1 protein-coding gene is annotated in these 1,036 nt (G+C 48.1%); it reads left to right on the forward strand.

Going from position 1 to position 1,036, the window contains the following annotated elements; translation table 11 throughout:
- Positions 1–191 precede the first annotated feature (191 nt).
- Positions 192–1,036, forward strand: an 845-nt coding sequence (locus R8N46_RS25515) for a cyclic nucleotide-binding domain-containing protein (RefSeq protein WP_318189817.1), incomplete at its 3' end; no start/stop codon positions are given.

The following is a 1,036-nucleotide window of genomic DNA, read 5'->3' on the forward strand; positions in this document are numbered from 1 at the left end:
GTGGATTATGGATCGCTATGCGTATTAGAAAAAGGGAAGAATAGGCAACTTACCGTTTCCTCGATGTCATTCTGACTTTTGATGCGCCAAATTCGTCCATCAATGTCCAGCGATTTAGACCAAAGTCGTCTGGCTTACGGCAAGAAATTTGTCAGACTTATACTGTGTTCCTCCCAATTTTAGGTGTCTCCATGCCTGACAAATTTAATATGCAATCTCCCCCGTTCGATCGTCTGACCGATGCTCAGCAAACTCGGCTGCGCTCGTCCTTAGATGTGGCGTACTATCGAACTCGAGATGTCATTTTATCTAGCGGGCAGACCAACCCTCACTTGCACATATTGATCAAAGGCGCAGTCGAAGAACGTTCCAAAGACCAATCCGAAGTGTTCGCTCACTACGCTAATGACGACATGTTTGATGTGCGTTCACTGTTTGAAGAATGCGTTCGACATCAATACATCGCGCTGGAAGACACCCTTTCGTACTTGCTGCCAAAAGACGTTTTTCTCGAGCTTTATAACGAGAATGGCCAGTTCGCAGCTTACTTCGACAACAACTTATCCAAACGACAAGAACTCATCGAAGCCGCGCAGCAACAGCAAAACTTGGCCGAATTCATTCTGACCAAAGTCGATAACAGCATTTATCATCCGCCGATGATCCTCGCGCCAGAAACGCCAATCAACGAGGTAACTCGAACTCTAAAAGATAACGGCATCGATGCTGCATTGGTTCAGCTCCATGACGACGACCCGCGATTGGAAAAATGGCCGTCAGCTCACCCGTACGCCATCGTGACTCGTACCAACATGCTGCACTCGGTTATGTTGGATAATTGCGCCGTGGACACACCTGTAGGTGAGATCGCAACTTTCCCTGTCTACCATGTTGATGACGGGGATTTTCTGTTTAACGCCATGATCACCATGACACGTAATCGCATGAAGCGTTTGATGGTCTGCGAAGGCAATCGCGCGGTGGGCATGCTCGACATGACACAAATTCTCAGCGCGTTTTCGACGCATTCCCACGT

It is taken from the genome of Vibrio sp. 1874 (assembly GCF_033344395.1).
GTDB classification, from domain to species: Bacteria; Pseudomonadota; Gammaproteobacteria; order Enterobacterales; family Vibrionaceae; genus Vibrio; species Vibrio alginolyticus.